Here is a 24,213-nt window from a genome sequence, read left to right as displayed (position 1 = left end):
CATCGTGGTTACCTGGGCGGCACATTCGACTTCTCTGTCGATTGAACTGCCGTCTTCGCAGGCAAGCCAGCTCCCACATTAGGACTGCGGGGTCTCAGAGAGATAAGCATCGGCTTTCCGGCCGCTATCGCAGGCAAGCCTGCTTGCTCTCCCGAGGTCATTTCAGCTCATTTACACGCTCCAGAAGCCTGTAAACCCCGCTTTGACAGGCTCTGCCTGCAACCCTGTCACAGAACCGTCACGCCCCATCCCTAGCGTGCCCTCCCAGTTGCCGGGCCCCTTGCCTGGCGTCAACGGATTCTTGGGGAGGGTTTCATGTACAAGCGCACCGGGCTCGTCAGCTTTACGCTTACCGCCTTGGCTCTGGCGATAGCCTGCGAGCGGCTCAACGCCGCGGAAGCGGCCACCGAGCATGTCGATGTGGTCGGCCAAGCCGCTGCGATCGACAGCGCCCTCAAGGAGCAGCGCTCTTCCGACAGTATCAAGAGCGTGGTGCATGCCGACGGCGTCGCCCAGTTGCCGGATGAGAACGTTGCCGAGGCGGTGCAGCGCTTGCCGGGCATCAGCGTTGAACGTGACCAGGGCGAAGGCCGCTTTGTCAGCGTGCGTGGCCTGGGCCCGGACCTCAACAGCGTGACCATCAACGGCACCCTGGTGCCCTCGCCCGAGAGCGAGCGCCGCGCCGTGGCCCTCGATGTTCTGCCTTCGGAATTGGTGCAGTCGCTGTCGGTGATCAAGACGCTCACACCGGACATGGACGCCAACTCCCTCGGCGGCACCGTCGATGTGAAAAGCCTTTCGGCGTTCGACCACAAGGGCCTGTTCTACACCGGCAGCACCGAGGCCAGCTACGACAAGAACACGCACCAGACCAGCCCGAAATTCTCCGGCGCCGCCAGTAACCGGTTCAGCCTCGGCGACGGTATCGACAACTTTGGCGTGGCCGCGGCCCTCAGTTGGCAGAAGCGTGATTTCGGCTCGGACAACGTCGAAACCGGCGGCGCCTGGGACTTCACTAACGGCGCCCGGCTCAACGAATTCGAGCAGCGCGACTACGACATCAGCCGTGAACGCGCCGGTGGTGGCCTTAACTTCGATTACAAGCCCGATGACCTCAGCAGCTACTACCTGCGCACCCTCTACAGTCGCTACAAGGACACCGAAACCCGCAACGCTGCCAGCCTCGAGTTCGATGACCCGCAAGCGCCCGGCCAATTGGGCGACGCCGAGGGTAAGCGCAAGCTCAAGAACCGCGAGGAAACCCAGCAAATCCAGTCCTACGTAGTGGGCGGTGAACGCATGCTCGGCCTGTGGACCTTGAGCGGCCAGGCCGGTTACAGCCGTTCCAGCGAAGACAGCCCGGGGCATATTGCCGGTGCGACCTTCGACGGCGGTGACTTTGCCGACAGCGGCTTCTACGACAAGGCCAAGCCGCGCCCGATCGTTGGTAGCGGTTTCTACGACCCGGCCAATTTCAGCCTGGACAAAGTCGACTGGGAAAAACAGCACACCCAGGACACCGAGAAGAACCTGCGCCTGGACCTGGCCCGCGACTATGACCTCAGCGGTTACGCATCCCAGTTCAAGTTCGGCGGCAAGGTCAGCCGGCGCCACAAGGACAATGACCTGGAGGCCTGGGTCTACAAGGACCTGGATGAACAGGGCTTGAGCGATGAACAACTCAACCTCACGCAGTTCCAGAAGGGCAACGTCGACTACCGCCTCGGCCGCTTTGGCCCAGGCATCAGCGCGGGCAATATCCGCCAGTTGATCGGCGGCCTCAATCGCGATGACTTCTATGACCCGACCGAATCCACTGTCAATGACTTCACCATCCGCGAAGACATCAATGCCGGCTACCTGATGAACACCGTCGATATTGACGACTGGCGCTTCATCGCCGGTATGCGTTACGAGGGTACCGAGTTCGAAGCCAAGGGCACCGGTGCCACGGACGGCCAGTTCAGCGCCACCGAGACCAAGCGCCGTTATCACCATTGGCTGCCGGGCCTGCACGCACGCTACCAGATTGACAAGAACACCCAGGTGCGCGCCGCCTGGACCAAATCGGTGGTGCGTCCGACCTTTGGCCAACTGGCCCCGGGTTTTGTGATCGACGATGACGAGGCCACGTTCGGCAACCCGGACCTCAAGCCTCTGGAATCAAGCAACCTGGACCTGGGCATCGAGCATTTCATGGGCCGTGCCGGTACCGTGTCGGCCTTCGTGTTCTACAAAGACATCCAAAACTTCGTCTACAACACCGACGTGGCTGGTACCGGTGCCTGGGCCAACTTCGCCGAGGCGCACACCTTTGCCAACGGCGACAGCGCCAAACTGTATGGCCTGGAACTGGCCTACTCACAGAAGTTCGACTGGCTGCCTGCGCCATGGAACGGCCTGATGATCGGTGCTAACAGCACCTTCAGCCGTTCCAGCGCGGACATCGAGGGCTTCGACAGTACCAGTGGGCGCAATCGCAAGCGCAACATCAGCCTGCCCAACCAGTCGGACACGGTCGGCAACCTGATGCTCGGCTGGGAAGACGACACCCTCAGCCTGCGCCTGTCGGCCAATTACAAATCGGCCTATTTGTATGAGTTGGCGTCGATCAATGACAAGGCCCATGACCTGCACGTCGACGCGCAAACCTTCGTTGATTTCAGTGCGCGCTACTCACTGACCAAGAACCTGCAGGTCAGCTTCGAGGCACAGAACCTCACCGACGAGTCGTACTTCGTCTACACCGGCCACCGTAGCTACAACGGCCAGTACGAAGAGTACGGCCCCACCTACAAGTTGGGCCTGACCTTCACCCATTTCTAACGATAACGCGTGCTTGCTGAAGGATTTGTTTGTTCATGAGAATTTCCAAGCTGTGCCTGTTGGTTGCGTTGGTAACCAGCGGCAAGGCGTTCGCCACCGACCTACCGTTGACCCCTTGGGCACCCAGCCTGAACGCCCAGGCCGTTGCCTTCCTGCCCGGCGGCACCCAGCGCGTGGCCGCCAGTGCCCGCGACGGCCTGCTGCTGCTCGACGATAAAGGCGTCGAACTGGCCCGCTTCAAAGGCCGTTTCAGCAGCCTCGACACCCGCGCTGCCGGCACTCAATCGCTGATCGCAAGCCTCGATAACGACCGCCAGCAGGCCTTGCTGATCGGTCTCGATGGCGCCGGCAAAACCTGGGGTACGCCGCTGTACCTGCCGACCCGCGACTTCGCGGTAAATAGCCTGTGCCTCTATCGCGATTCGGCGGCCAACCTGTTTGTGTTTCTGGTCGGTGAAGAGGGCAAGGGCGAGCAGTGGCTGGTGGGCAATGGTTCGACGCTGTTGGCCCAGGCGCAGCGTGTTCGCAGCCTGCCACTGCCGCCATCGGCGCAATACTGCCAAGTGGATGATGCGGCCGAGCGATTGGTGGTGAACGAGCAAAACGTCGGCTGGTGGGCCTACCCGGCGCACCCGGAAGCCGAGGTGAAGCGCACGCCCGTGGCGCTGTTCGACGATCCCCAGCGCGAAGCAGGCGCCATGGCACTGGTGCCGGGCGGGATGCTCGCGTTGGACCCGAAAACCGCGCAGTTGCAGCTGTTTCAGCAAGTCGGGGAACGTTGGGTGGGGCAGTCCAGCCTGGCCTTGCCGGGCCTCAAGGAACCGGAGCAGTTGGTGATACAGGGCCGGCAGGTGCTGGTGCGGGATGACGACAGCGGCCAGCTCTATCAGGGCCGCCTTGACTGGCAAGCCACGCCGGTGCCGGTTGCGCCGATACTTGCGCAAGTCGCCGCACTGCGCCAGACCGAACCCGTGGGTCGCCAAGGCGACGCGGCGGATGACCCGGCCATCTGGGTTCACCCTGAAACGCCGGCCAAAAGTCGCGTACTGGGGACCAACAAAAAACAGGGCCTGCTGGCCTACGATCTTGACGGCAAGCTGTTGCAGGAGCTGGCAGTGGGGCGCCTGAACAATGTCGACATACGCCCTGGCTTCAAACTCGGTACGCACACCGTCGACCTGGCCGTGGCGAGTAATCGCGACCGCAATAGCCTGAGCCTGTTCAGCATCGACCGCCAGAGCGGCGAGTTGCTTGAAGCCGGTGAGGTCCCCACGCCACTCAAGGACATCTACGGCATCTGCCTGTACCAGCCCGCCAGCGGTGAACTCTACGCGTTCGCCAATGACAAGGATGGCACCTTCCTGCAATACCGCCTGAGTGCGCCGGCTGGCCGTGTGCAGGGCGAGGTGGTGCGCCAGTTCAAGGTCGACAGCCAACCCGAGGGCTGTGTGGCTGATGACCAGCGCCAACGCTTGTTTATCGGTGAGGAAGATGTCGGCGTGTGGGCGATGGATGCCCGTGCCGACCAACCGGCCACGCTCACTCCGGTGATCAAAGTCGGCCCGCAACTGCACGCAGATGTCGAAGGCCTGGCGCTGTATCAAAGCCCCGCGCGGGATTACCTGGTGATCTCCAGCCAAGGCAATGACAGCTACCTGGTGCTGGACGCCGAGCCGCCATTCGCTGTACGCGGCGCCTTGCGCGTTGGCCTCAATGCGGCCGCCGGCATTGATGGCGCCTCGGAAACCGATGGCCTGGAGGTCACTGCCGTCAACCTCGGCGGGCCATGGAGCCAGGGCATGCTGGTGGTGCAGGACGGGCGCAAGCGCATGCCTGAGCAAGCCCAGAACTTCAAGTTCGTGCCCTGGGCCGAGGTGAGCCGCGCGTTGAAATTACCCTGAGCTGTCATCACGCAGTCATCCGTTTTTAATCGAATAGGAGCTTTACCATGCACGCGACGATGGAACATATGACGATCTGGAGTTTGATCAGCGACGCCAGCCTGTTGGTCAAGGCTGTGATGGTCACTTTGCTGCTGGCGTCCTTGCTCAGCTGGTACCTGATCATTCAGCGCAGCAGTGTACTGCGTGGTCTGGAACGGCAGCTCAACGGCTTCCTGGCGCGCTTTCGCGTGGCGTCGGACCTGCAACCCTTGTATCGCGACACCGTGCAGGCGGGCGAGGGCGGTGTGGCGCCGATCTTTATTGCCGGCATGCAGGAATACCAGCATCTGCACCACCACGATCCGGCAGTGCTCGAGGGTGTGGAGCGCGCCTTGCAGGTAGCGATCACCGAGCAGGAGCTGGAGCTGGAAAAGGGCCTGCAGTTTCTGGCGACGGTGGGGTCGGTCAGCCCCTATATCGGCCTGTTCGGGACTGTGTGGGGCATCATGAATTCGTTCCTCGGCTTGTCGCAGGTGCAACAGGCCACGCTATCGACCGTGGCACCGGGTATTGCAGAAGCCTTGATTGCCACGGCCATTGGCCTGTTTGCGGCGATTCCGGCAGTGATCGCCTATAACCGTTTCGCGGCCCGCAGCCAGACCTTGCTCACGCGCTACTACGCTTTCGGCAATGAACTGCAAGTGCACCTGCACCGGATGCTGCGCGGTACCTCGATCAACCTGGCCGTGGCCGCCTGAACAAGGAGCAAAGCGATGTTGATCAGGCCGCAACGCAAGCACGGGCCCAAGGCCGAGATGAATGTGGTGCCCTACATCGACGTGATGCTGGTGCTGCTGGTGATCTTCATGGTCACTGCGCCCATGCTCACCCAGGGCGTAAAGATCGAACTGCCCAAGGTCGCCGCCGAGGCGCTGGCCACCGATACGCGCCAGCAGATCCTGACGTTATCGGTGAAGGCGGACGGTGGCTACTACTGGAACCTGGGTGGCGAGCTGGATACGCGCCAGCAGACCGACAGCGCGGTGACCCTGGAAGAAATGAGCGCCAAGGTCATGCAGGTGGTGGCGGCGCGCAGCGATACCCAGGTGTATATCCGCGCTGACGACAATGCAGGTTATGGCCGTGTAGTGGCGGCCATGGCGGTGCTGCAGAAGGGCGGCGTCAGCAATCTTGGGCTCGTCACCGAGGCCCCGCAATGACGGCAATGATCATGCACAGTCCGGCACTGGCCTTGGCGCCCAACGGCGATGGTTTATGGCGTAAAAGCCTGGCAGCGAGTCTGGCCGTGGCGCTGCATGGTGCGGTGGCAGTGGCGTTGATGCTGGGCTGGTCGACGGAGCGACCAGGGGTGGATGCGCCGCGGGTGATGCACACGCAGTTGGTGGTTTTACCCGCTCCGGCGCCGGCGCCTGTGCCGACACCCGAGCCCGTAGCTGCCGCGCTGGCAGAACCTGTTGTCATCCCGGTACCGACCAGGCCGACGGTTGATCCGCAGGTTCAGGCGCAAAAGCTCGAGAAAGCCGCGCTGGCGCGCAAGCGGGTTGAAGAAAAGAAACTCGAGCAACAACAGCAGCGCATGGCGACCGAGCAGCGCAATCGGGAGTTGGAACAGCAACGTCTGAGTCAGGCGCGTGCCGCTTCGGAAAAAGCCCGAGCTGCCGTGCCTGCGCCTACCCCTGCATTCGACAGCCGCCAGTACCAACCCTTGAGCAAGGCCGCCCCCGACTACCCCGAACGCGCCCTGGACAAGAACATCGAAGGCGACTGCTCGGTGGAGTACACCGTCAACACCCAGGGGCACGTGGAAAACCCCAAGGTATTGGACGGCTGTCACCCGTTGTTCATCAGGCCCTCATTGGCGGCGGCCAATACTTTTCGCTACCAGCCGAGAATCGTCGATGGCAAAGCTGTTGCCGTACCGGCAGTGCGCAACACCTTCCACTACCGCATCAAATGAGCTTCTCCAGCCACCTCCCCAAAACCTGTGGGAGCTGGCTTGCCTGCGATAGCGGTGGCTCAGTTGAATATTCAGTGGCTGACACACCACCTTCGCGGGCAAGCCCGCTCCCACAGGGATCTGTGCCAGGCGCTGATTTTTTGTGGGCAATGCATGACCAGTGTGGGAGCTGGCTTGCCTGCGAAAGCGGTGGCTCAGTTGAATATTCAGTTGCTGACACACCACCTTCGCGAGCAAGCCCGCTCCCACAGGGATCTGTGCCAGGCGCTGATTTTTTGTGGGCAATGCATGACCAGTGTGGGAGCTGGCTTGCCTGCGAAAGCGGTAGCTCAGTTGAATATTCAGTGACTGACACAACGCCTTCGCGAGCAAGCCCGCTCCCACAGGGATCTGTGCCAGGCGCTGATTTTTTTTGGGCAATGCATGACCAGTGTGGGAGCTGGCTTGCATGCGATAGCGGTGGCTCAGTTGAATATTCAGTGGCTGACACGCCGCCTTCGCGGGCAAGCCCGCTCCCACAGGGATCTATGCCAGGCGCTGTTTTTTTTGGGGCAATGCATGACCAGTGTGGGAGCTGGCTTGCCTGCGATAGCGGTGGCTCAGTTGAATATTCAGTGGCTGACACACCGCCTTCGCGGGCAAGCCCGCTCCCACAGGGGAATGTGTTCAGGCCAGCGCTTTCTCGTGGGTTTCAACCAAACTGTAGCGGTTCGCTGGCACTTCCAGGCCGAGATTGTCCCGTAGGGTGTGGCCGCTGTACTCGGTACGGAACAACCCTCGCTGTTGAAGCACCGGCACCACCCACTCAGTGAAATACTGCAGGCCATCCGGCAGTACCGAATTGATGATGAAACCATCGCTGGCGCCGCTCTCGAACCAGGTCTGAATGGCATCCGCGACCTGTTCCGGGGTGCCGACAAAGTCGCGCTGGGGCCGCGAGAAACGCAGGGCCACTTCGCGCAGGGTCAGGCCTTCGTCACGGGCCAGTTGCTTGATACGTTCGGAGCCCCCTTTCTGGCTGTTGGCTCCCAGGTCGCCCAGTTCAGGGAAGGGCGCATCCAGCGGGTACTGGCTGAAATCATGGTCGTTGAACGGCCGGCCGAGGGCGACGATGGCGTCTTCCACAGTGACCAGCGCCACAGCTTGCTGGTAGCGGCTTTCCACTTCGGCGGCATCGCTCCCGACAATCGGGCGGATACCCGGCAGGATCGACAGGCTGTCCGGGTCGCGGCCAAAGCCCTTGGCGCGGCGTTTCAAATCGGCGCTGTAGGCCTTGGCCTCGTCGATAGTTTCCACATGCACAAAAATCGCATCGGCGTTTTCGGCGGCAAAGTTACGCCCATCCTCCGAAGTGCCCGCCTGGAAAATCACCGGTTGGTCCTGGCGCGAACGCGCGATGTTCAGCGGGCCTTTGACCGAGAAGAATTCGCCCTTGTGGTTAAGCGCATGCAACTTGCCCGGAGTGAAGAATTCGCCGCTGTGCTTGTTATAGGCAAAGGCGTCGTCCTCCCAGGAATCCCACAGGCCCTTGACCACATTCAGGTGTTCCTTGGCGATGCGGTAGCGCACGGCGTGGGGCGGATGCTCGGCCTTGCCGAAGTTATCGGCGGTGCCACTCAGCCACGAGGTGACCACGTTCCAGCCGGCGCGGCCGCCGCTGATGTGGTCCAGGGAGGCGAACTGACGTGCTACCTGGTAAGGCTCGGTATAGCTGACGGTCACGGTGGCGACCAGGCCGATGTGAGTGGTCAGCGCGGCCAGGGCCGAGAGGATCGTCAGCGGCTCGAAACGGTTGAGGTAATGGGGGCTGGACTTGGGGTGAATATGCAGGCTGTCGGCGATGAACACGAAGTCGAACCGGGCGGCTTCGGCCAGTTCGGTCTGCTGCTTGTAGAAGCCGAAATTCGTGCTGGCGTCGGGTTGTGCCTGCGGGTGGCGCCATTCGCCCCAACCGTGGCCGACACCGTGCACCATGGCACCGAGTTTCAATTGACGTGGCTTGCTCATGTTCTGCTCCTTAGCGCGAGGCTTGTTCGAGGGGGATACGCTTGGCGTTGAAGCTGGAATCGAAGCCCTGGGAGACGTCGATGTGTTTGCTCAGCAGGCCTTCTTTTACATAGGTGTCGGCGGTGGCTTGCAGGCCATGGATCACCGTATCGTCAATCGTGACCGGGGAAAGATGGGTGTCCTGGGCCACTTCGATATGCACGGCCAGTGGCAGGCCAGTGATCTTGGCTTGGGCAGCGGCGTATTGCTCGGGATGGGTATTGGCCCAGGCGTAGGCGCGATCAATGCGGGCGACAAAGTCGTCCAGTTGCACACGTTTGTCGGCAATGGCCTGGCCGGTAGCGGCGAAGTACAGATGATTGCTCAGCAGCTGCTTGCCGCTCACCAGCACGCGAGCATTGCTCTGTGAGGTGACCACGGTGGTGTAAGGGTCCCACGTCGCCCAGGCATCGGCGGTGCCGTTGTCGAGTACCAGCCGGGACTCGGCGGGCAGCAGGAAGATGAACTGCACATCCTGGGTGGTCAGCCCGGCATCGTTCAGGGCCTTGATCGCCAGGTAGTGCCCGATAGAGCCGCGCCCGGTGACGATTTTTTTGCCCTTGAGGTCGGCCGCGGTCTTGATCGGTGAATCCTTGGGCACCAGTAGCGCGGTGGTGTTACGGCCTTCGGCATGGATGATGCTGATCACCTTGATCGAGGCACCGGCGCCGAGGGCGAACACATAAGGGGCATCGCCCAGGGCGCCGACATCCACAGCGCCGGCGTTCAGCGCTTCGCCCAGGGGCGAGGCCGAGGGGAATTCCGACCATTTGATCTCGTAAGGCACGTTCTGGCTTTCGCCCGAGGCTTCCAGCAGTGCCTTGATCGTGGATTTCTGGTTGGCCACGCGCAGCGGTTGCAGGTCGCCAGCCTGGACGGTGGAAAGCAGGCCGAAGGCCAGGGCGGCGCCCCACAGCAGGCGTTTGAATGGGAGGGCATACAGCATGGGAAAAACTCCAGGCGTTGGGTAAAGGGAGATACCTCCGCCTGGAGAAGGGGTCGGTTGGGCGAAATGATGCAGCGCTGAATCAGATCACGTAGAAGCCATGGGTGCCGTCGCGGGCCAGTTGTTCCACGAGGCCGAACTCCCAATCCAGGTAAGCTTGCATGGCTTCCCGTGGGTTGTCGGTGCCTTCGTAGGGGCGGCGGTAGCGGTCGATACGCGGGGACGCCAGGTGGCTTTCGCCTGACTCAAGGGGCAATTGCGCGTGGACCCAGCCGGCCGTGCCGTCCTGCAGTAAAAAGACCGGCTTGCCGGTGAGGGCCTCGACTTCCGGCACGGCCAGGCGCGCCAGTTGGCTGCTGCCGCAGGTCAACACGTAGCGCTGGGCGCTCGGTACCTTGCTCAGGGCCTCGGGCAGTTGCGCGCGCAGCACCCACCAGGCGCCCGGGATATGACGTTTCACGTAGTTGGCGCTGGCGGTGAAGTCCAGCACCTGCGTGTCGCCATGGCTGAGCCAGTCGGCAAGGGTGTGAGGGCTGATCAGTTCGGCCTGGGGCGGTGGCGGCGCTGGTGCGACCCATGCGCCGCGTTCGCTGAAGTGCGTGGCTTGCAGATCGTCCAGCACCGAGACCTGCCAGCCCAACTGGGCCAGCCATGACGCGGACATATTGGCGCGCACGCCGTCGTCGTCCACCAGTACCAGGTGCGCACCGCGCACACTGGCAACGTGGTCGGTCTCCTGCACCAGTTGCCCGCCCGGGGTGGCGCGGGCGCCCGGCAGGTGGCCGGCTTCGAATTCTTCTACGGTGCGCACATCGAACAGGTAGGTGGTGCGGGTCGCGTCCTGTTGCCAGCGCTGCAGGTCATTGAGCGTTGCACGTTTTACCCCGGCTTTGTCGGCAACACCACGGGCCTCTTGGGCGGCGAGCTGGCGATGGTTTTCCGAGGTCGGCGCAAAGCGGCGCGCCTGGCCATGGGCGAGGGTCTGCCCGGCCAAGGTCCAGCCGATGGTGCCGTTGCGCAGGGCTGCCACCGGGTTGGGAAGGCCGGCGTTGATCAACGACTGGGTGCCGATAATGCTGCGGGTGCGCCCGGCGCAATTGACGATAATGCGCGTGGCCGGATCGGGCGCCAGCTCACGGGCGCGCAATACCAACTCGGCTCCCGGCACGCTGATGCCGGTGGGGATGCTCATGGTCTGGTATTCGTCGAAACGGCGTGCATCGAGCACCACCACATCGGCCTGGCTGTCGAGCAGGGCCTGGACCTCTTCGGCGGCCAGGGACGGCGTGTGACGCTGGTTCTCCACCAGTTCGCCAAACGCCTTGCTGGGTACGTTGACGTCGATAAACAGCTCGCCACCGGCCCGGCGCCAACCGTCCAGCCCATCCTCCAGCAGGCTGACCTGGGTGTAGCCCAGTGCAACCAGGCGTTCGGCGGCGCGGTGGGCCAGCCCTTCGCCGTTGTCGTACAGGGTGACCTGGGTATCGCGGCGTGGAATGCGCGCGTACACCTCCAGTTCCAGCTTGGACAAGGGGATATTCGCGGCGAACAGCGGGTGGGCCTCGGCAAAGGGGGCTTCCTCACGCACGTCGATTAGCGCGACTTCTTCACGTGCCAACAGGGCCTGGCGAATCTGCGCAAAGCTGCGGGTCGATAGGGTGGTCATAGGGCAGGGCTCTTTTCTTTGGACAGGTCCCAGATGTTCGGGAGATAGGCGTTGGAATAACCGGAGATAAACAGTTTTTCGCTGCCGTCGGGTTGATACACCGCCCGGCGCACCGCACCGATATTGGCGCCGTATACATGGATGCTGATGGACACCTGGTCGCCGTGGGCATTGCTGACCTGGTGGATATCGCCGACCTTGGGCGACACCGCCTCAACTTGGCCCGGCACCAATTGCACGGGTTCGCCTCGCGCTATCAGGCTGCCGCCCGGCGCCCGGGCAAACCCCTGGGAAACCTCCGCCCCGCGCAACATGCCGATCAGCCCCCACACCCTGTGGTCATGAATCGGCGTGCGTTGCCCTGGCCCCCATACAAAGCTGACCACGCTGAACCGCTGGCGCGAATCGGCATGCAGCAAAAATTGCTGGTAGCGCTCGGGGTCGGGTTGGGCGAAGTCATCGGGCAGCCAATCATCGTGGCTGACCAGTTGCGCCAGCAGCTTGCCGCCACGGTGCAGCAGGTCGCCTTCACGCGGGTTGCCGTCGATCAATTCCGCCAGGGCGCCTATGAAGGCTCTGAGTCTCTCGGGGTGTCGGGCCTGGGTCATGACCATTCCATCGGGCTATTGGTATGCTTTTATCTAAGCATAATGTTTATTTTTAATATGCTATTTTTTAATGATTAGCTTATAGCCGGAGGTAATTTAGAACCGCTTTGAATAGTGTTAGACGCTATTGATCACTGGCTGGTCTATCCAGAAGTGTGTGCGGCCACTATGCTTCACGCACATCTTAATGACTGATCTGTATGTGCGGCCCAAATGAAAATTGACGATATCGATGCCTTTGTCGAGGTGATTCGTTGCCAGTCCATCAGCCATGCCGCCGCGTCGTTGCAGCTGACCCAGCCAGCCATCACCCGCCGCGTGCAGAACTTCGAGCAGGCTCTGGGAGTGGAGCTGTTCGACCGCAACACCAAGCCCCTCAAGCCAACGCTGATCGGTACCCGTGTCTATGAGCAATGCCGGTTGATCCTGCGCGAGATGGATGCCCTGCGCGAACTGGTGGCCACCGATGCACCGCCCACCGGCGTGCTGCGCCTGGGCGTACCGCAGACCATCGGCGATGTGGTGCTGCTGGACGCACTCAAGCATCTGCGCAGCGAATACGCCGACTTGCGCGCCCAGGTTGCCACCGGCTGGGGCAGCCAATTGGTCGGCAAGATCGAACGCGGCGAACTGGATGCGGCGGTGGCGTTGTTCCCCGCGGGCAAGATCTTCCCGGACAACCTGGTCGGTGAGTCCATCGGCAAGATGGAGTTGGTAGTGGTCTGTGCCAAGGCGCAGTTGCCGAAGAAGCCTTGCAAGCTGGCGGACGTGTACCAGAGCGGTTGGATCCTCAACCCGGACGGTTGCGGGTTCCGTGCGGGGTTGCAACGCACCTTGTCTGACCAGGGCCTGGCGCTGCGGGTGAACCTGGAAACCTTCGGCACCGAACTACAACTTGGCCTGGTGGCCGACGGCCTCGGCCTTGGCCTGGTGCCACGTCCGTTGCTGGAACGCAGTGCTCATCGCGAGCACCTGGCGGCGATGCCCCTCAAGGACTTCAAACCGGTGATGGATTTGTGGCTGATCTATCCGCATTTTCTCGGCAATCTGCAGGGACCGGTGGATGCGTTTGGTCAATGGGTGGCGGATGCTTTGCACAAGATCCGCAGCGCTGCCTGACGCCCTGCCAGCCGACGCCTATCCACCTGACACCTCGCGAACCCAATGTGGGAGCTGGCTTGCCTGCGATGACGGCCTGCCAGCCGACATTTACCTACCAGACACCCCCGCAATCCAACTGTGGGAGCTGGCTTGCCTGCGATAGCGGCCTGACAGCCGATACAGGGTGTCAGACCGAGTACATATCCATTCCTGCGGTAACGGCCACTTAGGGTTCCGCCCTGACGGCGGCTCACTTTGCAAAAGCGGCAAAGTAAGCAAAACGCTCTTGCCCCACCACTCGGCACCTTGCCTAGGCTCGGTGTGCCCGTAATCCGCCAGTGATTTGGGGGGCCGCCGCCACGCGCCATCCATGGCGCGGGGCGGCTAAACCGGCATCCCTGCCGGTTTACCCCCCAAATCCCTGTCGAATTCCGGCCAGCGTGGTTTAACGGGGCGCCTAAGATCAAAAGCAGATCAAGAGCAAGATCAAGAGCGGCTCGCTTCGCATCGTGGTTACCGTCTCCAGATGGCCGGCTTGCCCTTTTTGTAGGAGCGAGCTTGCTCGCGAAAAACACTCAGGCGCCGCGTTCATTCAGGAAACCCGCGTTATTGTTGACGTTTTCGCGAGCAAGCTCGCTCCTACACAGGGTTTGCATCACTGCACATCTACCCGCTGCACCTGCAGCCCTAACTGTTCATATGCGTGCACATCCGGCGCGTCCCATTCGGTAATCAGCGTATGAATACGGCTGCAAGGCGCCACCACAAAGGGTTCCACCGCGCCGAGCTTGTCTGAGGTGGTCACGGCGATGACGTGGGACGCGCTGTCGAGCAAGGCTTGCTTGACGGCGACTTCACCAAAATGCAGCGAGGTGATGCCCACTTGCGGATGCAGTGCGCAAACCCCGGTGAACAACAGGTCGGCCTTGACGCTCTGGATCAGCCGCACCGCTTCATGGCCGCCGGTGGAGAGCGTGGCGGGGTTGAGTTGGCCGCCGGCCAGGATCACTTTTATATGCGGATGGTCGGCCAGGGCGATGGCGATCATGGGGGATGGCGTGACCACGGTCAGGTGCAGTGCATGGGGCAAGCACTGTGCGATCTGCAAGGTGGTGGAGCCAGAATCGAACAGCACGATCTGGCCGTCTTTAACCCGGCCCGCCGCCACGCGGGCGAGGTGGCGCTTGACCTCGTTGGTTTCCCCCACACGGGTAAAGAAATCCTTGCCGGTGTCCTTGGGACGGGGCAGGGCGCCGCCGTGTACGCGTTGCAACAGGCCGGCCGCGGCGAGCTCGCCGAGGTCGCGGCGGATGGTGTCCTGGGACACGGCAAAATGCTCGACCAACTCGGAGGCGGTGACCTTGCCGTCGCGTTCCAGCAACAACAAGATCTTCTGTTTGCGCAGGGAAGGCAGGTCGATGGCTTGATGAGTGTTATGCATGTTTGTGCGCTTTATTGCGGGTTTGTGCGAGATTAATCGCCGGCCCATCTAAACGCAACGGCTGGTTGCCTACGCTCCTGCCGGTTACTCTCTGCGTTCAGTTCAGGGAGAGGTGACCCGATGCCGTTGATCACAACCATCGAAGACTTACGCAAGCTGGCGCAAAAACGTGTCCCCCGCATGTTCTACGACTACGCCGATTCCGGCTCCTGGACTGAGAGCACCTACCGCGCCAACGAAACTGATTTTGCGCGTATCAAGTTCCGTCAACGGGTGGCGCGCAATATCGACGAGCGTTCGATCCGCGCCAGTATGATTGGCCAGGACATGGCCATGCCCGTGGCGCTGGCGCCGACTGGCCTGGCGGGCATGCAGCATGCCGATGGCGAAATCCTCACTGCCCGTGCCGCTGCCGCGTTCGGGCTGCGCTATACCTTGTCGACCATGAGTATCTGTTCGCTGGAAGACATCGCCGAGCACGTCGGCCAGCCGTTCTGGTTCCAGTTGTATGTGATGCGCGACCGCAGTTTTATCGAGCAGTTGATCGAGCGCGCCAAGGCGGCCGGGGTGGATGCATTGGTGCTGACCCTGGATTTGCAGATTCTGGGGCAGCGCCACAAGGACTTGATCAATGGTTTGTCCGCGCCGCCCAAGCTGACCCTGCCGAACATTCTCAACATGATGACCAAGCCGCGCTGGGTGATGGGCATGCTGGGTACCCAGCGGCGTGGTTTCGGCAATATCGTCGGGCATGTGAAGGGCGTGGCCGACATGAGTTCGCTGTCGTCGTGGACCGCCCAGCAATTTGACCCGCGCCTGAGCTGGGACGATGTGGCGTGGATCAAGCGGTGCTGGGGCGGCAAGCTGATCATCAAGGGCATTCTCGATGTGGAGGATGCGCGCTTGGCGGCCGATTGCGGTGCCGATGCGCTGGTGGTGAGTAACCACGGTGGCCGCCAGCTTGATGGCGCGCCGTCGAGCATCAGCCAATTGCCGGCGATTGTCGAGGCCGTGGGCAACCGCATTGAAGTGTGGCTCGACGGCGGTATTCGTTCCGGCCAGGACGTACTCAAGGCCATGGCGTTGGGAGCCAAGGGCACCATGATCGGCCGCCCGCACTTGTATGGGCTGGGGGCGATGGGCGAGGCGGGGGTGACCAAGGCGCTTGATATCATCGCCCGCGAACTGGACGTGTCGATGGCGCTCTGTGGCTATAAGGATATACGCGAAGTGAATCGCGAAATCCTGTTGCCCGGTACCTTTCCTGGAAGCACGGCTTGAGCAAAAAAAACGTAAAAATATAAAAAGAGTTGTCCACGAAAACCGTGGGTATCTCTGTGGATAACTTTGCGAAGGCCCGGCAGCGTTGGCGATTTCAGCGAAGATCATTATTTGATCAACTTGTATTTCGGGCCAACATGGCCAGGGTTTGCGCTTGACAGCCAAGCGCGAACCCAGTGCCGAAAAGCATATTTATGAGGCGTTATCGCGGCCTATGGAGTGTGTGACGATCTGGGCGGGCATCTTCGTACGCATCAGGTTTTCCAGCGCCTGGCCATAGCTGCGTCCGGCGAGGTTCATGCTGTTGTTATGGCTGGCACCTGGCACCAGCAACAGGTGTTTGGGTTGCTGCGCGGCTTCGAATAACTGCTGGCTGAAGCGCGGCGGCACGTAGCGGTCGTCAAGGCCGTGGACCACCAGCAGCGGCATGTGGATGTCGGCAATCTTGTCGATGGAATCGAACTTCTGCGACAGCAACCAGCGCACGGGCAATGAGGTGTTGGCAACGGCCGTGGCGACATCCGCCAGGGAGGTGAACGTGGACTCGATCACCAGCCCACGCACCGGCAATGGCACCTGCTTGCCCAACTCGGCAGCAAGATCGATGGCGACCGCGCCACCCAGGGAGTGCCCGTAGATCAGGCGCTTGCCGGGGTCTGGTTGCAGGGTCTGGAAACGCTCCCAGGCAATGCGTGCGTCCTCGTACACCGTGGCTTCCGAGGGCAGATCGCCCTGGCTTTGGCCAAAGCCGCGATAGTCGATGGCCAGGACCGAAAAGCCCAGGGCATGCAATTGCTCGATGCGAAACAATTGGCCCGTGAGGTTCCAGCGTACCCCGTGCAGGTAGAGGATGGCGGGCGCGTCTTTGTTGGCTGCCGGGTACCACCAGCCATGAATGTTCTGCCCTGCTTTGAAACTGGCGGGCTTGAGTTCGAATTCCTGCACCGCCTTGGGCAGGCCGGTGTACCAGCCGGCGGTTCCCGGCTCGATGCGAAACACAAGTTCGCGCTCCTTGTGTTGCAACACGGCGCAGCCGACCGGCAGGCCGACAATCAACACGGCCATGCACAGCCAGACAAGCCAGCGCAGGCCCCGGCGGGGCATAGAAACAGAAGACATGAAGGTTCCAGAACAAAGATGAAGCACGGGTTTTACCAGATGGCCTGGGCGGGTAGGCATTAATGCGACGGCCGTGACGGATGAAAGTGTTACAGCATTGAACAATCCTCGTGCGGGTTGATAGGGTGGACGGCTTGAACCTGCCCTACCTGCAAAGGCCCACACATGAACAACAGCCCCGTGCGCATCACCGCCGAAGAAACCCTCTCGGACAACTGGTACCTGCTGAAGAAATACAGCTTCGACCTGCGCCGTCGCGACGGCAGTTGGCAAGCTCAGACCCGCGAGGTGTATGACCGGGGTAACGGTGCGACCATCCTGTTGTACAACCGTGAGCAACGCACAGTCTTGCTGATTCGCCAGTTCCGCATGCCCACGTTCGTCAACGATTACCCCGGCTACCTGATTGAAGCAGCGGCCGGTTTGCTCGATAACGCCAGCGCCGAAGAACGCATCCGCCTGGAGGCCGAGGAAGAGACCGGCTATCGCGTCGGGCATGTTGAGAAAATCTACGCGGCGTTCATGAGCCCGGGATCGGTGACGGAGCGGATTCACTTTTTTATCGGCGAATACCAGCCAGGCGACCGAGTGGGAGCGGGCGGAGGCCTGGAAGAAGAGGGCGAGGATATCGAGGTACTGGAGCTGGGCTTTGAGCAGGCACTGGCGATGGTGCAGAGCGGGGAGATTGTGGATGGCAAGACGATTATGTTGTTGCAGCATCTGGAGCTGCGGATGTTGAAAGAGGGGTGGTGAGGCATGCCTTCATGTGCATAGGTATCTACACAACTTTCGCACGACGCTAAATCTGTGGCGAGGGAGCTTGCTCCCGTGACGGCCTGGCAGCCGACACAGATATAACTGATGCCCCGCGATCCAATGTGGGAGCTGGCTTGCCTGCGAAGACGGCCTGACAGTCAACACAGTTGGACCGTGTACATATCCATTCCTGCGGTAACGGCCACTTAGGGTTCCGCCTGACGGCGGGTCACTTTGGAAAAGAGCCCCAAAGTAACCAAAGGGCTCTTGCCCCACCACTCGGCACCTCGCTTAGGCTCGGTGTGCCCGTAATCCGCCAGTGATTTGGGGGGCCGCCGCCACGCGCCATCCATGGCGCGGGGCGGCTAAACCGGCATCCCTGCCGGTTTACCCCCCAAATCACTGTCGAATTCCGGCCAGCGTGGTTTAACGGGGCGCCTAAGATCAAAAGCAGATCAAGATCAAGAGCGGCTCGCTTCGCATCGTTGTAACCGTTGAGCTTACAGACTTAAGTAGATACCTATGCCTTCATGTGGTAGCTGGCAATTAGCAGACTGACGGTTATTGTCAGAAATTTCCCACAGGAGTACAAATGTACTCCATGACAAACCTGACTCCCCGCCGCACCGCCATCCTGACCTTCATTCGCGAACGCATCGCGCAACAAGGCCAGCCTCCCAGCCTCGCCGAGATCGCCGAGGCGTTCGGCTTCGCCTCTCGCAGCGTTGCCCGCAAGCATGTGGTGGCGCTGACCGAAGCTGGGTTTATCGAGGTCAACCCCAACCAGGCCCGTGGCATTCGCTTGCTCAATCAACCTGCGCGTCCCGAGTGGCTGGATGTACCGGTGCTCGGCCGTGTGGCGGCCGGTCGGCCGATTGGCGCCGATGCCGAGGTGCACAGCCGCTTGCAACTGGACCCCGCCACTTTCGCCAAAACCCCCGATTACCTGCTGCGGGTGCAGGGCGATTCGATGATTGAAGATGGCATCCTCGACGGCGACCTGGTGGGCGTGCGCCGCAGTGCCGAAGCCTTGAACGGGCAGATTGTGGTGGCGCGCCTGGACGGCGACGTCACCATCAAGCGTTTCGAGCGCAATGGCGACAGGGTTCGCCTGTTGCCGCGCAACCCGGCCTATCAACCCATCGTGGTCGGGCCCGAGCAGGACCTGGCCATCGAAGGCGTGTTCTGCGGCCTGGTGAGGCAAGGCTGATGGGCGCCGTGGTTGCCCTGGACTCGCTGTTCAATGGCGGGCGAGTCTGGAAGGGCCGGCCCGCCGCGCCCCCGGCCAGCGTGCACCCCACGGGGCTGGCGGCGCTGGATGCGGTGCTGCCCAGTGGCGGCTGGCCGGAATCGGCCTTGAGTGAAATCCTGATGGCCCAGGACGGGGTGGGCGAGTTGCAGCTGGTGCTGCCTACCCTGGCGCGCCTGTCGGCCCTGGGCGAGCGCATTGTGCTGGTGGCGCCGCCCTATACCCCCTATCCCCATGCGTGGCAGAACGCCGGGGTGGATGTGCGCCAGCTGTCCATCATCCGGGCCGAGGAGCGTGACGCGCTGTGGGCGGTGGAGCAATGCCTGCGTTCTGGCAGTTGCGGGGCGGTGTTGTGTTGGCCGCGCAAGGCCGATGATCGTGCCTTGCGGCGTTTGCAGGTGGCGGCCGAAACCGGGCAGACCCTGGCGTTTGCCTGGCGCTCCCTGAGCGAGGCGATCAATGCCTCGCCTGCCGCCCTGCGCCTGGCGGTCGAGGCCAGGCCCGCGCAAGTGCGGGTGCTCAAGTGCCGTGGCGGGCTGGCCCATCCGGCGCCAATTGCCCTGGCGGGGCATTGAGGTTGCCATGCGTTGGGTGTGTATTGTCTTCCCGCAATTGGCGCTGGACGGGGCACAGCGTGTGCACCCCGAACCCGAGCAGCCGCTGGCGCTGCTGGCCGGCACGCCGCAGCGGCGCGTGTTGCAAACCGTCAACGCCGCCGCACGCGCCTTGGGCCTGCGCCCCGGGCAATCGTTGACGGCAGCCCATGCCCTGGTCAAGCAGTTTGCCTGTGTCGAATACGACCCGCTGGAGATCGAGCGCCTGCAGCAGTTTCTGGCCACCTGGGCCTACCGATTCAGCTCCCAGGTCAGCCTGTATTACCCACGGGCCTTGTTGTTCGAGATCGAATCGAGCCTGGGCCTGTTCGGGCCCTGGCCGCACCTCGAGGCGCGTTTGCGCAAAGAGCTGACCGAACTTGGCTTTCGTCATCGCATCGTCGCTGCGCCCAACCCGGCGGCGGCGCGGATATTGGCAAACGGCTACGACGGCCTGGCCGTGGCCGATGACAGCGCCCTGATGCAGGCCCTGGCGTCGCTGCCTGTCGACCGTGCAGGCCTTGAACCCCAGGCCGCCACCGCCTTGTCGCGCATGGGCCTGCGCAGCCTGGCCCAGGTGCAGGCCTTGCCCCGGCATACCCTGGCGCGACGTTTTGACGCCAGCCTGCTCAAGCACCTCGACGCCCTGAACGGGCAACGGCCATTGGCCCTGGATTTTTATCAACCACCCGACCAGTTCGATGCACGCATCGAGTTGAATTTCGATGTGCAATCCCACCAGGCGCTGTTGTTCCCCTTGCGGCGTTTGACCGGCGACCTGTCCGCTTTCCTGTGCGGCCGCGACAGTGGCGTGCAGCGCTTTGACCTGCACCTGGAACATGCCCAGGCACAAGACAGCGTGATCAAGGTGGGCCTGCTCAGCGCCGAGCGCGAGCCTTCAATGTTGTTCGAACTGGCCCGTGGACGCCTGGAGCAGGTACAGGTCACCGCGCCGGTGCGGGGTGTGCGCCTGGTGGCCGAGGACTTGCCGGTGTTCGTGCCGCAACGCCAGGACCTGTTCGACGACCGCCCGCAACAAACCCTGCCGTGGGAGCAGTTGCGCGAACGCCTGCGTGCACGCCTGGGGGATGAGGCGGTGCAGGGCCTGCGTTTTCAGGCCGACCATCGCCCCGAATGCGCCTGGCAGGCTGCGACCGACCACCAGGCGTGCCCGAGCTTGAACAAGGTCCGCCGCCCAGGCTGGTTATTGCCGCAACCGACCTTGCTGGCCGAACACGGCGTACAGATCCTGATGGGCCCGGAGCGCATTGAATCGGGCTGGTGGGATGGCGCCGATGTCCGCCGCGACTATTACCTGGTCCAGACCCGCGCCGGCCAGCAGGGTTGGGCCTATCGCACGGTGGGGCAAGGCGATGGGTTGTGGTTGCAAGGGTGGTTTGCATGAGCATCCCCTCAGCTGGAGCGCACTTACTGTGGCGAGCAAGCTTGCTTGCGCTGGGGTGCGCAGCGCCCCCAATAAAAGCCGGAGACTGCTGCGCAGTCAGCAGGAGCAAGCTCCCTCGCCACAGCAAGCTCGCTCCTACAACAGGGGGTGGGGACGCATGAATTATGCCGAGCTGCACTGCCTGTCCAATTTCAGCTTCCAGCGTGGCGCCTCCAGTGCGCTGGAACTTTTCGAGCGCGCCAAGTGCCAAGGCTACAGCGCCCTGGCGATCACCGATGAATGCACGCTGTCAGGCATCGTGCGTGCCTGGCAAGCCGCCAAAGCCGTGGACTTGCCGTTGATTATCGGCAGCGAAATGCACATCGAAAACGGCCCGAAACTGGTGTTGCTGGTAGAGAACCTGAGCGGTTACCAGCACCTGTGCCGGCTGATCACCCTGGCCCGGCGTCGGGCTGAAAAGGGCAATTATCGTCTGCTACAGGAAGATTTCGAGCAACCGTTGCCCGGCCTGTTGGCGTTGTGGGTGGCGCAAGACAGCGACACCCAGGCCAGCCTCGACTGGCTGCGCCGCACCTTCGACCAGCGCCTGTGGCTGGCGGTGCACCTGCACTGTGGGCAGGACGATGCGCGCCATCTGCAACAGCGCTTGCAACTGGCCCACAGCCTGCAAATCCCTGCCGTGGCCTGCGGCGATGTGCATATGCATGCGCGAGGCCGCCGTGCCCTGCAAGACACCATGACCGCCATCCGCCACCATGTGCCGGTAGCCGAAGCCGGCACGCGCCTGCACCCCAATGGTGAACGCCACCTGCGCAACCTCGACGCGCTGGCGGCGCTGTACCCACAGGCCTTGCTGGATGAAACCCTCGCCATCGCGCGGCGCTGCACCTTCGACCTCGGCCAGTTGCGCTATCACTATCCACGCGAGCTGGTACCCGCGGGGCATGACGCCCAATCCTGGCTGCGCACCCTCACCGAAGAAGGCATCGCCCAGCGCTGGCCCGAAGGCATCGACGACAAGACCTTGCAGCAAATCCATCGTGAACTGCAACTGATCAGCGAGCTGGGTTACGAAAGCTATTTCCTTACGGTGCATGACATCGTGCGTTTCGCCCGCAGCCGTTCGATCCTGTGCCAGGGCCGTGGTTCGGCGGCTAACTCGGCGGTGTGTTTTGCCCTGGGCATCACCGAAATCAACCCGAGCCTGACCAACCTGCTGTTCGAGCGCTTCCTGTCCAAAGAGCGCAACGAGCCGCCGGACATCGACGTGGATTTTGAGCACGAGCGCCGCGAAGAGGTGCTGCAATACGTGTTCCAGCGCTATGGCCGCACCCGTGCAGCCTTGACGGCGGTGGTCAGCAGTTACCACGCCACGGGCGCGGTACGTGATGTGGCCAAGGCCCTCGGGCTGCCGGCGGACCAGATCAACGCCTTGGCCGATTGCTGCGGGCGCTGGAGCGATGAGGCGCCGCCGTTGGAGCGCCTGCGTGAAAGCGGCTTCGACCCGGACAGCCCACTGCTGCGGCGTGTCTTGACGCTGACCCAGCAACTGATCGGTTTTCCGCGGCACCTGTCCCAGCACCCTGGCGGCTTTGTGATCAGCGAATACCCGCTGGACACCCTGGTGCCGGTGGAAAATGCGGCCATGGCCGAGCGCACCATTATCCAGTGGGACAAAGACGACCTCGACGCCGTCGGTTTGCTCAAGGTGGACATCCTTGCCCTGGGCATGCTCAGCGCGATCCGCCGCTGCTTCGATTTGCTGCGCCGACATCGCCACCGGGACTTGAGCCTGGCCACGATTCCCAAGGAAGACCCGGCCACCTACGCCATGATCAGCAAGGCCGACACCATCGGTGTGTTCCAGATCGAGTCGCGGGCGCAGATGTCGATGTTGCCCCGGCTCAAGCCGCAGACGTTTTATGACCTGGTGATCGAGGTCGCCATTGTGCGGCCTGGGCCGATCCAGGGCGGCATGGTGCATCCGTACTTGCGTCGACGGAATAATGAAGAGCCCACCACCTATCCGTCGCCGCAATTGAAAGCCGTGCTGGAACGCACCCTGGGCATCCCGCTGTTCCAGGAACAGGTGATGCAAATCGCCATGGTCGCCGCCGACTACAGCCCCGGCGAGGCCGACCAGTTGCGCCGCTCCATGGCCGCCTGGAAACGCCACGGCGGCCTGGAGCCGCATCAGCAGCGCCTGCGCACCGGCATGCTGAAGAACGGCTACACCGAAGCCTTTGCCGCGCAGATTTTCGAGCAGATCAAGGGCTTTGGCAGCTATGGTTTCCCGGAGTCCCACGCCGCCAGTTTCGCCTTGCTGACCTATGCCAGTTGCTGGCTCAAATGCCATGAGCCGGCGGCCTTCGCCTGCGCCCTGATCAACAGCTGGCCCATGGGCTTTTACAGCCCGGACCAGATCCTGCAGGACGCTCGGCGCCATCGCTTGCAGATCCGCCCGGTGGATGTGCAGGCCAGCGACTGGGAATGCAGCCTGGAGCCCATCGACGGCCAGCAACCGGCGATTCGCCTGGGCTTGCGCATGATCTCGGGGTTTCGCGAGGACGACGGGCGGCGTATCGAAGCGGCGAGGCAGCAGCGGCTGTTCAATGACATCGCTGACCTGGACGCGCGCGCCGGGTTGGATACGCGTGCCCAGGCGCTGCTGGCGGATGCCGGGGCCTTGCGCGCCCTGGCCGGCAACCGCCATCAGGCGCGCTGGGACGTGGCCGGTGTGCATCAGCAACTGGGCTTGTTTGCCGGCCTGCCGAGCCCCGATGAAACGCGGGTGGCATTGCCCGAGCCCACGGTAGGCGAAGATTTGCACGCCGATTACGCCACCCTCGGTACCACCCTGGGGCCCCATCCCCTGGCGTTGTTGCGCGCCGAGTTACGCCGGCGCCGCTGCCGCAGTTCCCAGGAGTTGCTGACGGTGGAACATGGGCGCAACGTGAGCATCGCCGGGCTGGTCACTGGCCGCCAGCGCCCAGGCACGGCGAGCGGCGTGACCTTTGTCACCCTGGAGGATGAGTTCGGCAACCTCAATGTGGTGGTCTGGCGCGACCTGGCCGAGCGTCAGCGCCAGGCGCTGGTGGGCTCGCGTTTGCTCAAGGTGGACGGCCGTTGGGAGGCGGTGGGTGAGGTGCGGCATTTGATCGCGGGGCGCCTCACCGATTTGACGCCGTTGCTGGATGGAATGGTGGTGCGCAGCCGGGATTTTCATTGAGTTCCAGGGGTTTGTGCATTCCTCTGTGTTCAGGATGAAACCATCTACCGCTGGCGCGCTCCAAAACTTGCGACTGTCTTGTCCCT

Annotated in this window: 18 protein-coding genes; 12 read left to right on the top strand and 6 right to left on the bottom strand. The window is 62.5% G+C overall.

What is annotated here, in order from left to right:
• Positions 1–315: 315 nt before the first annotated feature.
• From CLM72_RS15915 to CLM72_RS15895, 5 genes are read left to right on the top strand one after another with little or no spacing between them, the layout of a single operon-like run.
• Positions 316–2,826: a TonB-dependent receptor gene (locus CLM72_RS15915; RefSeq protein ID WP_105227105.1), complete on the top strand. Its 2,511-nt coding sequence runs from the start codon at positions 316–318 to the stop codon at positions 2,824–2,826.
• A 35-nt stretch (positions 2,827–2,861) separates the two neighbouring features.
• Positions 2,862–4,727, top strand: coding sequence for a phytase (locus CLM72_RS15910; RefSeq protein WP_105227104.1), 1,866 nt, complete (start codon positions 2,862–2,864; stop codon positions 4,725–4,727).
• Positions 4,728–4,774: 47 nt separating this feature from the next.
• Complete coding sequence (gene tolQ, locus CLM72_RS15905) at positions 4,775–5,467, top strand: protein TolQ (RefSeq protein WP_105227103.1); 693 nt, start codon at positions 4,775–4,777, stop codon at positions 5,465–5,467.
• Positions 5,468–5,482: 15 nt separating this feature from the next.
• Positions 5,483–5,929 carry a protein TolR gene (gene tolR, locus CLM72_RS15900; RefSeq protein WP_034127399.1) on the top strand — a complete coding sequence of 149 codons (447 nt, stop codon included), beginning with the start codon at positions 5,483–5,485 and terminating at the stop codon, positions 5,927–5,929.
• Positions 5,926–6,687, top strand: a complete 762-nt coding sequence (locus CLM72_RS15895; protein ID WP_105227102.1) for an energy transducer TonB — start codon at positions 5,926–5,928, stop codon at positions 6,685–6,687. The genes tolR and CLM72_RS15895 overlap by 4 nt, the downstream gene beginning before the upstream one ends.
• A 666-nt stretch (positions 6,688–7,353) precedes the next feature.
• On the opposite strand, the gene CLM72_RS15885 is transcribed toward CLM72_RS15895, so the two are convergent.
• From CLM72_RS15885 to CLM72_RS15870, 4 genes are all read right to left on the bottom strand, one after another.
• Positions 7,354–8,694: an LLM class flavin-dependent oxidoreductase gene (locus tag CLM72_RS15885; RefSeq protein ID WP_105227100.1), complete on the bottom strand. Its 1,341-nt coding sequence runs from the start codon at positions 8,692–8,694 to the stop codon at positions 7,354–7,356.
• Positions 8,695–8,704: 10 nt separating this feature from the next.
• Positions 8,705–9,679 carry an ABC transporter substrate-binding protein gene (locus CLM72_RS15880; protein ID WP_105227099.1) on the bottom strand — a complete coding sequence of 325 codons (975 nt, stop codon included), beginning with the start codon at positions 9,677–9,679 and terminating at the stop codon, positions 8,705–8,707.
• An 82-nt stretch (positions 9,680–9,761) separates the two neighbouring features.
• On the bottom strand, positions 9,762–11,345 hold the full coding sequence (locus CLM72_RS15875; RefSeq protein ID WP_105227098.1) for a rhodanese-related sulfurtransferase: 1,584 nt from the start codon (positions 11,343–11,345) through the stop codon (positions 9,762–9,764).
• Entirely contained in the window at positions 11,342–11,953 is a 612-nt protein-coding gene (locus CLM72_RS15870; RefSeq protein WP_105227097.1) for a cysteine dioxygenase, read from the bottom strand. Before CLM72_RS15870 ends, CLM72_RS15875 begins: the two co-directional genes overlap by 4 nt.
• 213 nt (positions 11,954–12,166) lie before the next feature.
• Between CLM72_RS15870 and CLM72_RS15865 the strand changes: the two genes are divergently transcribed.
• Complete coding sequence (locus CLM72_RS15865; protein ID WP_032896831.1) at positions 12,167–13,072, top strand: LysR family transcriptional regulator; 906 nt, start codon at positions 12,167–12,169, stop codon at positions 13,070–13,072.
• A gap of 637 nt (positions 13,073–13,709) precedes the next feature.
• On the opposite strand, the gene CLM72_RS15850 is transcribed toward CLM72_RS15865, so the two are convergent.
• On the bottom strand, positions 13,710–14,495 hold the full coding sequence (locus tag CLM72_RS15850; RefSeq protein WP_105227095.1) for a DeoR/GlpR family DNA-binding transcription regulator: 786 nt from the start codon (positions 14,493–14,495) through the stop codon (positions 13,710–13,712).
• Between the two features lie 120 nt (positions 14,496–14,615).
• Here CLM72_RS15850 and CLM72_RS15845 point away from each other — a divergent pair, with 120 nt between their 5' ends.
• Positions 14,616–15,776 (top strand): alpha-hydroxy acid oxidase, encoded by a 1,161-nt coding sequence (locus CLM72_RS15845; RefSeq protein ID WP_014718172.1) that lies wholly within the window; start codon positions 14,616–14,618, stop codon positions 15,774–15,776.
• A gap of 192 nt (positions 15,777–15,968) precedes the next feature.
• On the opposite strand, the gene CLM72_RS15840 is transcribed toward CLM72_RS15845, so the two are convergent.
• Positions 15,969–16,895 (bottom strand): alpha/beta hydrolase, encoded by a 927-nt coding sequence (locus tag CLM72_RS15840; RefSeq protein WP_105227094.1) that lies wholly within the window; start codon positions 16,893–16,895, stop codon positions 15,969–15,971.
• A gap of 165 nt (positions 16,896–17,060) precedes the next feature.
• Between CLM72_RS15840 and CLM72_RS15835 the strand changes: the two genes are divergently transcribed.
• The 5 genes from CLM72_RS15835 (at position 17,061) to CLM72_RS15810 (ending at position 24,127) form a co-directional block, all read left to right on the top strand.
• Positions 17,061–17,648: an NUDIX domain-containing protein gene (locus CLM72_RS15835; protein ID WP_034125680.1), complete on the top strand. Its 588-nt coding sequence runs from the start codon at positions 17,061–17,063 to the stop codon at positions 17,646–17,648.
• 595 nt (positions 17,649–18,243) lie between these two features.
• On the top strand, positions 18,244–18,861 hold the full coding sequence (lexA, locus tag CLM72_RS15825; protein ID WP_072448369.1) for a transcriptional repressor LexA: 618 nt from the start codon (positions 18,244–18,246) through the stop codon (positions 18,859–18,861).
• Entirely contained in the window at positions 18,861–19,475 is a 615-nt protein-coding gene (imuA, locus tag CLM72_RS15820; RefSeq protein WP_003191873.1) for a translesion DNA synthesis-associated protein ImuA, read from the top strand. Before lexA ends, imuA begins: the two co-directional genes overlap by 1 nt.
• A gap of 7 nt (positions 19,476–19,482) precedes the next feature.
• Positions 19,483–20,898: a DNA polymerase Y family protein gene (locus CLM72_RS15815; protein WP_105227092.1), complete on the top strand. Its 1,416-nt coding sequence runs from the start codon at positions 19,483–19,485 to the stop codon at positions 20,896–20,898.
• 157 nt (positions 20,899–21,055) lie between these two features.
• The gene (locus CLM72_RS15810) at positions 21,056–24,127 is read left to right on the top strand and encodes an error-prone DNA polymerase (RefSeq protein ID WP_105227091.1); all 3,072 of its coding nucleotides are present in this window, start codon (positions 21,056–21,058) and stop codon (positions 24,125–24,127) included.
• Positions 24,128–24,213: the final 86 nt, after the last annotated feature.

The sequence above is a fragment of the Pseudomonas sp. MYb193 genome (genome assembly GCF_002966775.1).
Classification (GTDB): domain Bacteria; phylum Pseudomonadota; class Gammaproteobacteria; order Pseudomonadales; family Pseudomonadaceae; genus Aquipseudomonas; species Aquipseudomonas paracarnis.
Note: the sequence above shows the minus strand (reverse complement) of the source record. Positions and strands in the feature narration are given on the sequence as shown.

What these genes read in the sequence shown, in the direction of transcription:
- CLM72_RS15915 (WP_105227105.1), top strand. Translation starts at nt 316, where the DNA reads ATGTACAAGCGCACCGGGCTCGTCAGCTTTACGCTTACCGCCTTGGCT.
- CLM72_RS15910 (WP_105227104.1), top strand. Translation starts at nt 2,862, where the DNA reads ATGAGAATTTCCAAGCTGTGCCTGTTGGTTGCGTTGGTAACCAGCGGC.
- tolQ (WP_105227103.1), top strand. Translation starts at nt 4,775, where the DNA reads ATGCACGCGACGATGGAACATATGACGATCTGGAGTTTGATCAGCGAC.
- tolR (WP_034127399.1), top strand. Translation starts at nt 5,483, where the DNA reads ATGTTGATCAGGCCGCAACGCAAGCACGGGCCCAAGGCCGAGATGAAT.
- CLM72_RS15895 (WP_105227102.1), top strand. Translation starts at nt 5,926, where the DNA reads ATGACGGCAATGATCATGCACAGTCCGGCACTGGCCTTGGCGCCCAAC.
- CLM72_RS15885 (WP_105227100.1), bottom strand. Translation starts at nt 8,694, where the DNA reads ATGAGCAAGCCACGTCAATTGAAACTCGGTGCCATGGTGCACGGTGTC.
- CLM72_RS15880 (WP_105227099.1), bottom strand. Translation starts at nt 9,679, where the DNA reads ATGCTGTATGCCCTCCCATTCAAACGCCTGCTGTGGGGCGCCGCCCTG.
- CLM72_RS15875 (WP_105227098.1), bottom strand. Translation starts at nt 11,345, where the DNA reads ATGACCACCCTATCGACCCGCAGCTTTGCGCAGATTCGCCAGGCCCTG.
- CLM72_RS15870 (WP_105227097.1), bottom strand. Translation starts at nt 11,953, where the DNA reads ATGACCCAGGCCCGACACCCCGAGAGACTCAGAGCCTTCATAGGCGCC.
- CLM72_RS15865 (WP_032896831.1), top strand. Translation starts at nt 12,167, where the DNA reads ATGAAAATTGACGATATCGATGCCTTTGTCGAGGTGATTCGTTGCCAG.
- CLM72_RS15850 (WP_105227095.1), bottom strand. Translation starts at nt 14,495, where the DNA reads ATGCATAACACTCATCAAGCCATCGACCTGCCTTCCCTGCGCAAACAG.
- CLM72_RS15845 (WP_014718172.1), top strand. Translation starts at nt 14,616, where the DNA reads ATGCCGTTGATCACAACCATCGAAGACTTACGCAAGCTGGCGCAAAAA.
- CLM72_RS15840 (WP_105227094.1), bottom strand. Translation starts at nt 16,895, where the DNA reads ATGTCTTCTGTTTCTATGCCCCGCCGGGGCCTGCGCTGGCTTGTCTGG.
- CLM72_RS15835 (WP_034125680.1), top strand. Translation starts at nt 17,061, where the DNA reads ATGAACAACAGCCCCGTGCGCATCACCGCCGAAGAAACCCTCTCGGAC.
- lexA (WP_072448369.1), top strand. Translation starts at nt 18,244, where the DNA reads ATGTACTCCATGACAAACCTGACTCCCCGCCGCACCGCCATCCTGACC.
- imuA (WP_003191873.1), top strand. Translation starts at nt 18,861, where the DNA reads ATGGGCGCCGTGGTTGCCCTGGACTCGCTGTTCAATGGCGGGCGAGTC.
- CLM72_RS15815 (WP_105227092.1), top strand. Translation starts at nt 19,483, where the DNA reads ATGCGTTGGGTGTGTATTGTCTTCCCGCAATTGGCGCTGGACGGGGCA.
- CLM72_RS15810 (WP_105227091.1), top strand. Translation starts at nt 21,056, where the DNA reads ATGAATTATGCCGAGCTGCACTGCCTGTCCAATTTCAGCTTCCAGCGT.